Raw genomic sequence first — 7,363 nt, forward strand, 5'->3', positions numbered from 1 at the left:
TGCGTACAACGGTCTTGTGTATGAAACGTAGCGTGTAAAAAGACGCTAACTTTTCGGATTAACACAGAGCCGAATTTTTATATTTTGTTTTTAATTTTTCTCTTTTAAAAAGCCAAGTTAAAAATTTGGCGGACTTTCTAAATATACACAAACCTTTTGGTTAAGCACTTATTAGCTATGTTTTATACACCGTGTTGTGTGCAGTACTTATTTACCAATTATTTTTAATTCCTTAATAAATTTATAGTTCAAATTGTCAACCGTGGACAATTCTTTTATTAGTATTTGTATCATAGACTTTAAACCATTTTCTAGGTTTCGTTTGGTTGGTTCGTTAATCAGTGTATTTTGAATTTGTTTTAAAAAATTAGGCGTTAGTTCATCAAAACTTCTTCCGTCAAATGAATTGAGATTTTCTTTAAGGCATTTAAGTATCATTGTATTTTCTCGGCATTTGGCTAGATAATATTCCGCCTGCCAATATTTTTCCCTTTCAGTAGAAGTCCTTGTCTTTAACGCAAATAAAATTGTATATCCAGCGATAAAATTGATTTCGGGAAGTGATTTAAATTCTCTTTTTCTCTGGTTGCCAAAAATTAGTTTAAAATTATCCGTTATCGCTCCAAAATGTTCACTTGGCGTAAAAGACAAGTCCACTTGTAAAGCATTTGGTAGAAGGAAAACCCGATAAAGTGACTCTTGGTAAGATATGTCAAATAGCTTGTTAGCATCGAAAATTTCCGACATCATTTTGCTCCAATCTCTCAATATTTGATTTACATCTGCGTCGTTTTCATATCCGAATGTCAAATCAATATCAGACCATTTGTCATCATTCCCTACAGATTCAGAACCAACGATTGCACAATCAATGATATTTGAATCTAATTTGGCAAAATCGATTATTTGCTTTTGAACTTCAATTCTGGCTTTTTTCGAGTACATTTTTTTTGTATTGTACACAACGTTTAATATATGTGTCGTAGCAGAGCAAAATGTAACCCTATTTTCGACAAAAACTGCGCATTGGTTGCTAACTTTTTCTTTCTGTAAGCATTGCGCCTTACCAAAAATAGAACAACTATTGGATTCATCTATAGCTGCTATGATCACATATATATTGTTGGCAAATCGTTTTTTATTTAAATATTTCTCTGTATCCATTTTTGGAAATTTCGTAACCTCTTAGTGTTTCTTTTCCCATTTTTTTCAAAACACTAATTTTCAATTCCTTTTCCATTGGATATTCCAAAATACTCACGATGAAATCAGTTCCAATTAACGCAGCAATTCGAGAGTCTGGGAAATCCGCTAATACATTCTCAACTATTCCAAGTAATTTGTCAGCTACTTTTTCATTTCCATTCTCAGTTTCTTTCATCATTTTTCTTGCCAATTCAGATAATATTACAATAGCAGGAAAACCGTCATTTATTTCGTCTTTGTATTCGTCAAAAACTTCCAATTTTCGAAAATCCGGTAGACTTTCAAAAATTAATTCATAAAATTCCGAATATGTGATTTCTTTTTGATCCATTTTTAATGTTTGCCAACGTCTATTGTATGTTGTGTTTGCTTCCCGAAGGGAGTATATGCAATATACAAATTGTTGTAGCCAGTTTTATTTATAAATATTTATTCTAATAATATTCTCTGAAATATCAAAAAAACCTATTCCCTTGTCTTGTGTCAATTGAAAGTTATTAAGGTAATGCTCACGATTAGTGATTTTAATTCCAGTTTCGTATGTGAATACTTTATAGTCTAACAACTTTTTTAATTTAATCAATTCAGAGCCTTTTCTTTTAGATAGAAAAGTCCCACTTCCATCGGATGTTATAAAATAAAGCTCATTCTCATAAGGAAAACTTATAAGTATTGTTCCTCCGATTTCTTTATATAACTTTTTAAGTCCATTGTTTGATTTCCTTTTAAAGAATTTATCTTTTTTAGAATCAGTGGTTTTTAATTCAGAAAGTTCCGTCGGGTCACTAATTTCGTAAATTCCAAAAGATCCAGACATATGTGCTAATGAAGTAACTAGGTAATATTTTCCGTTCATTTTTATCAAAGAAGATGGACAAGTAGCCTTTGCAACATAAACTTTTTTAGTCTCTTTATTTGTGAATTCAACTGTACCACCGAATTCACCTCTGCAATAGTCTTTTACTATATAGTTTTCATCCTGATAGAAATAGTTATACCTATGTTTAAATAATCTGTAATCAGCTTTAAATTCAGGTTTTTCTTTTTTATTGATTTCTACTTTGAATATGTCACTTTCTTGCGAAGAAATTGTTTGAGAAAGGAAAAGGAGAATTATTATTAGATTAAATTTCATTAGTTTTTTTCAAATTGGCTACAACGTTTAATATATGTGTCGTAGCAGAGCAAAATGTTACCTTGTTTTTCGGTTTTTCTGCGCATTGATTGCTAACTTTTCCTTTCTGCAAGCATTGCGCCTTACCAAAAATACAACAACCATTCGATTGATCACTTTGCTGCTATGACACATATATCGTGTTATCGTGCGTTTATTTTTTTCAGTCACTAACCTTACTAGACTAGCTAAGCAAGGTGATATTACTTACGTAATTACTACGTCTATTTGATTTTTTCTTCTCGTGATCACCTTGCAATCATTGAGTAGGGACAGACCTTACCAAATGAACCTGAACTTTTTTTCGTCCGTAGCTGATTAGCCAAAAAAGCGATTTTTTAGCACGTTACTACTCCGTATTCCTCCTCAATTTTGGTTTTTCTTATCGCTTTTTCTTCGATTTGACACTAACCATCACAAATATACTCAAGTCATGGTGTGGTTAACCGTTTGTTGCTTTCGTTCTACTTTTCAGATTCCTAAAATGCACGGATAACGTCTCTTGTATGGTGCGTTTGCCTGCCGAAGGCGGCATATGCAATATACAAATTGTTAGCAAACGTGTTTTATTTCCATTTAGTTCTTAATTCAGTTCCAATAGGATATTTGTCAGGTGTAAAATCGGGCATATGATATCTGCCATAACTGCTGTTTTTTAGAACCGAATCAATATCCATAAAAAACATATCATCCTTAGTTGTCATCGTTAGACGACTGTTCATTCCATTTTCGTCTCCTTTATTCAGTTCAATTAGCCACCAAAAATTTTCATTATCTTCTTTGTCAATCACTTTTTTTATACTTTTTATTTTTGCTGAGATAGGTTCTTTTAGAAAGTATTTTTGCCATTTTATGGGTATCTGACTTAAGTTAAATTCTGAGGTAATAGAATCTTTAGTTCCGTTGACTAAATACATTCCACTCGTTTTAGGTTCAAGTCCAGAATTTAAATAATCTGCAAATCTTAGATAATCATTTTCTTTTTCAATACTCCAGCCTAAATCATAAAAATCAGATAAAAGGTATTTTTTATTTTCCCAAGTAATGATTTGATATTCAGTTTTAATATTAAGTGAGTCAATTCCGTAAGCAACCTTAGTAGTAATTGGTTTTGACTCCATATCCATAGGATATTGCGTAAATTCAACTTTTTTGGGAATTAATTTTAGTGTAATACTATCTAATTTATAATTGCCAAATACTTTTTTCCTTTCTCCACCACCAGTACAGCCAAACAAATATTTTTCGTTTATGAAAGTACCATTACTCAATAAATCAAGTTTAAGTCCATTATTAAATCCAGTATAATGATAGCTAATTGTGTCAATATTTTGATCAAGAATATTTTTGTTATTCGAATTAGTTTTATTCCTCGAACAACTAAGTGTTATAATTAATATTAGAAAGTTGATATATTTCAATTTTTTCAAGAATGTTTGCTAACGTTTAATATATGTGTCGTAGCAGCGCAAAATGTTACCCTGTTTTCGGTTTTTTCTGCGCATTGGTTGCTAACTTTTACTTTCTGCAAGCATTGCGCCTTGATAAATATACACAAACCAATCGATTGATCACTTTGCTGCTATGTCACATATATTTTGTTATCGTGCGTTTATTTTTTTCAGTCACTAATCTTACTAGACTAGCCAAGTAAGGTGATATTACTTACGTTATTACTCCGTCAATTTTATTTTTTCTTCTTGCGATCACCTTGCAATCATTGGATTAATAACAGACTTTACTAAATGAACCTGAACTTTTTTTCGTCCGTAGCTGATCAGCCAAAAAGCGATTTTTTAGCATGTACTACTCCGTAAACCTCCTCAATTTTGGTTTTTTCTATCGCTTTTTCCTCGATTAGACCTTAACCATCAAAAAAATACTCAGGTCATTGGATGGTTAACCGTTCGTTGCTTTCGTTCTACTTTTCAGATTCCTAAAATGCACGGATAACGTTTAATATATGTGTCGTAGCAGAGTAAATTGTTACCCTGTTTTTCGGTTTTTTGCGCATTGGTTGCTAACTTTTACTTTCTGCAAGCATTGCGCCATCATAAATATACAACAACCAATCGATTGATTACTTTGCTGCTATGGCACATATATCTTGTTATCGTGCGTTTATTTTTTTCAGTCACTAACCTTACTAGACTAGCCATGCAAGGTGATATTACTTGCGTTATTACTCCGTCAATTTTTATTTTTTCTTCTTGCGATCACCTTGCAACCATTGGATTAGTAACGGACCTTACTAAATGGACCTGAACTTTTTTTCGTCAGATGCTGATCAGCCAAAAAAGCGATTTTTTAGCACGTTTTACTTGCGTAAACCTCCTCAATTTTGGTTTTTTCTATCGCTTTTTCCTCAATTAAACCTTAACCATCACAAAAATACTTAGGTCATTGAGTGGTTAACCGTTCGTTGCTTTCGTTTTGTTTTTCAGATTCCTAAAATGCACGGATAACGTTTAATATATGTGTCGTAGCAGAGCAAAATGTTACCCTATTTTTTGATTTTTCTGTGCATTGGTTGCTAACTTTTTCATTCTGCAAGCATTGCACCTTCATAAATATACGACAACCATTGGATTGATCACTTTGCTGCTATGGCACATATATCGTGTTGTACACAGTTTTTATTTTACACTACTTTTCAGCACGTTTTTGCCCATCGTTTTGGGTCAAATAATTTATTGCAATTAAAACTTGTATGTTGTAATCATTTAAATTTAAATCGTTTGGATTCGTGTATATATGATTTTGTAATGAAGCATTGCTTGGAACATCGCCAGATGCATAAATTTCTTTAACATAGTTGGAAACATAATTGTTTCTATTTCCTATTACGTTGAGAAATTCCAAATATTTTCCAGAAGTATTTATACCTCCAGATTTATATTTAGTTTCTTCCGAGTGTTGTTGGCTTTTTTGGAAACTCCATATTTCTTTAAAAGTTTCATTTGAAAGCGAATTATACATTTCGTTTTGTTTTTCAAAATCTACTTTTTCAAGAATAGGACTCCATCCATTATTAACTAGTTCCGGAAGGATTTTTTTAAAACAATCTTCGAAATCAGATGCTTTATTGTTTTCACATATCTGTTCAATAAAGAATTCGGTTATTTTGTTAAAATCCGAAATTTGATCTTCAGTGAAGTGTATTTTTAATTCAGGCGTACTTATTTCTGATTTACAAGAAGTTAAAATCAGTAAAATTCCAGATAATAATATTCTAGTATTTTTTTTCATAGAATTGTGTACAACGTTTTATATATGTGTCGTAGCAGGGCAAAATGTTACCCTGTTTTCGACAAAAACTGCGCATTGGTTGCTAACTTTTTTATTCTGCAAGCATTGCGTCATGGCAAATAAGCGATTGCCATTAAATCCAGCAGGAACTGCTATGATCACATATATGTTGTTGTACAACGTTTATTTATTCATTAATTCGTCCATTCTGTCATTAAATACGGTATAAATTTCTTCCGCTTTTAATTCAGTTTGATCTTTGGTACAATCTCTACCAAGCATCACAACCACTATTTGTTTATTTTTTACATTTTTTATATTTATTCCAAAAATAGGAGCGTACCCTCCAGAAAATTCGAAAATTGTGTAGTACTCCGATTCAGAAAATTTTTCAGCTATTTTTGAAATACGTTTTTTTAATTCTTGTTTTTCTTCATTCGTGAGTTTTAAACTTTCGCTTATTTTATATGGAATCACACAATCAATTACTGAATTCAAGTCAGAATTCAATTTTTCTTTAAGCTTAATTATTACTTCATTTTCTTGTAATTCGGGGAAGTCGAGATTAAGTACATAATTTACTTGTTTTTCAGAACCTTCTAATTCGGATAATTTTTGAAGTAAGGGATTTTCTTGTGCTTTAGATGATAAAGAAAGTAAAATCAATAATAATGAGTAAAATACTTTTTTCATATGTTGTACAACGGTAAGTATAACAAGCGTAGCTTGCCGAAGGTAGCTATGATTTGTTATACAGTGTTACCACCTGTTTTTCTATTTCTTTTTTTAATTCCGTCAAGAATGGACTACTTTCAGACCTGATTATAATTCCGTTCTTTTTATTTTTTAATAATTCAGAAAAATAACTGTCCGCAATATTTATTTCGACAACCATTCCATTTTTGGCTAAAACATTTTTAGCAATTAATTGAGGAAGAGTTGTTTCTCCAGAAGTTCCAAGAATAAACAATATTCCGGTTTCCTTAGAAATTCTCAAAACAGTGTCTTTTTTGAAGAATTTTTCATTGTAATATTCATCAAACCATAAAACATGAGGTCTTAAATCTTCTCCACATTTCGGACATTTTAAAATTTTAATTTCCTCTTCAGTTAGCTGATCTTTTTTTCTATCTTTTAACTCAATGTCTTTTGGAAAAGGATACAATTCACTTGAACATTCATCTCCGCATCTCATAAAATCGTGATCTCCGTGAATCAGAAAAGTTTTTTCTTCTGAATTCCCAGCTTTTTTATGTAAACTATCCACATTCTGAGAAATTAAGGCAAATTTTTCACTAAGAATATCCCCAATTTCTTTAAGCATTAAGTGACTCTGATTAGGTTCAGCATATTGAGTTATAGATTTCCTATATAAATAGAATTTGAGAACTTCGTGTGAAGCGATATTAAAAAACCTTTTGGTTCCAATTTCCTGAGCTTTATAATTCTTAGAACCAGAAACCCAATAACCTTCCTTGCCGCGAAAAGTTGGAATTCCACTTTCGGCAGAGATACCCGCTCCGACAAGAAAGGAAATCCTTTTATCCTTTTTTAAACAGTATTCAATTCGCTCTATGATTCTCTCGTTAATCATTCAATCAATTGGTGGTAACGTCTAATATATGTGTCGTAGCAGGACAAAATGTTACTTTGCTTTTCGATTTTTCTGCGCATTGATTGCTAACTTTTACTTTCTGCAAGCATTGCGCCTTACCAAAAATACAATAACCTTTC

At 31.7% G+C, this 7,363-nt stretch carries 7 protein-coding genes; all 7 read right to left on the reverse strand.

Features of this window, described 5'->3' with window-relative positions:
* Window positions 1–207: 207 nt before the first annotated feature.
* Complete coding sequence (locus ACWNT5_RS23895) at window positions 208–1,164, reverse strand: hypothetical protein (protein WP_456518807.1); 957 nt, start codon at window positions 1,162–1,164, stop codon at window positions 208–210.
* Entirely contained in the window at window positions 1,139–1,537 is a 399-nt protein-coding gene (locus tag ACWNT5_RS23900) for a hypothetical protein (RefSeq protein WP_456518808.1), read from the reverse strand. Before ACWNT5_RS23900 ends, ACWNT5_RS23895 begins: the two co-directional genes overlap by 26 nt.
* Before the next feature lie 84 nt (window positions 1,538–1,621).
* A complete protein-coding gene (locus tag ACWNT5_RS23905) occupies window positions 1,622–2,341 on the reverse strand; it encodes a hypothetical protein (protein WP_456518809.1) in 720 nt (239 codons plus the stop codon).
* 605 nt (window positions 2,342–2,946) lie between these two features.
* Entirely contained in the window at window positions 2,947–3,810 is an 864-nt protein-coding gene (locus tag ACWNT5_RS23910; RefSeq protein WP_456518810.1) for a hypothetical protein, read from the reverse strand.
* A 1,216-nt stretch (window positions 3,811–5,026) separates the two neighbouring features.
* Complete coding sequence (locus ACWNT5_RS23915; protein WP_456518811.1) at window positions 5,027–5,629, reverse strand: hypothetical protein; 603 nt, start codon at window positions 5,627–5,629, stop codon at window positions 5,027–5,029.
* Between the two features lie 183 nt (window positions 5,630–5,812).
* Window positions 5,813–6,322 (reverse strand): hypothetical protein, encoded by a 510-nt coding sequence (locus ACWNT5_RS23920; protein ID WP_456518812.1) that lies wholly within the window; start codon window positions 6,320–6,322, stop codon window positions 5,813–5,815.
* A gap of 46 nt (window positions 6,323–6,368) precedes the next feature.
* The gene (locus tag ACWNT5_RS23925; RefSeq protein WP_456518813.1) at window positions 6,369–7,223 is read right to left on the reverse strand and encodes an SIR2 family NAD-dependent protein deacylase; all 855 of its coding nucleotides are present in this window, start codon (window positions 7,221–7,223) and stop codon (window positions 6,369–6,371) included.
* Window positions 7,224–7,363 lie beyond the last annotated feature (140 nt).

It is taken from the genome of Aquimarina sp. 433, assembly GCF_054054605.1.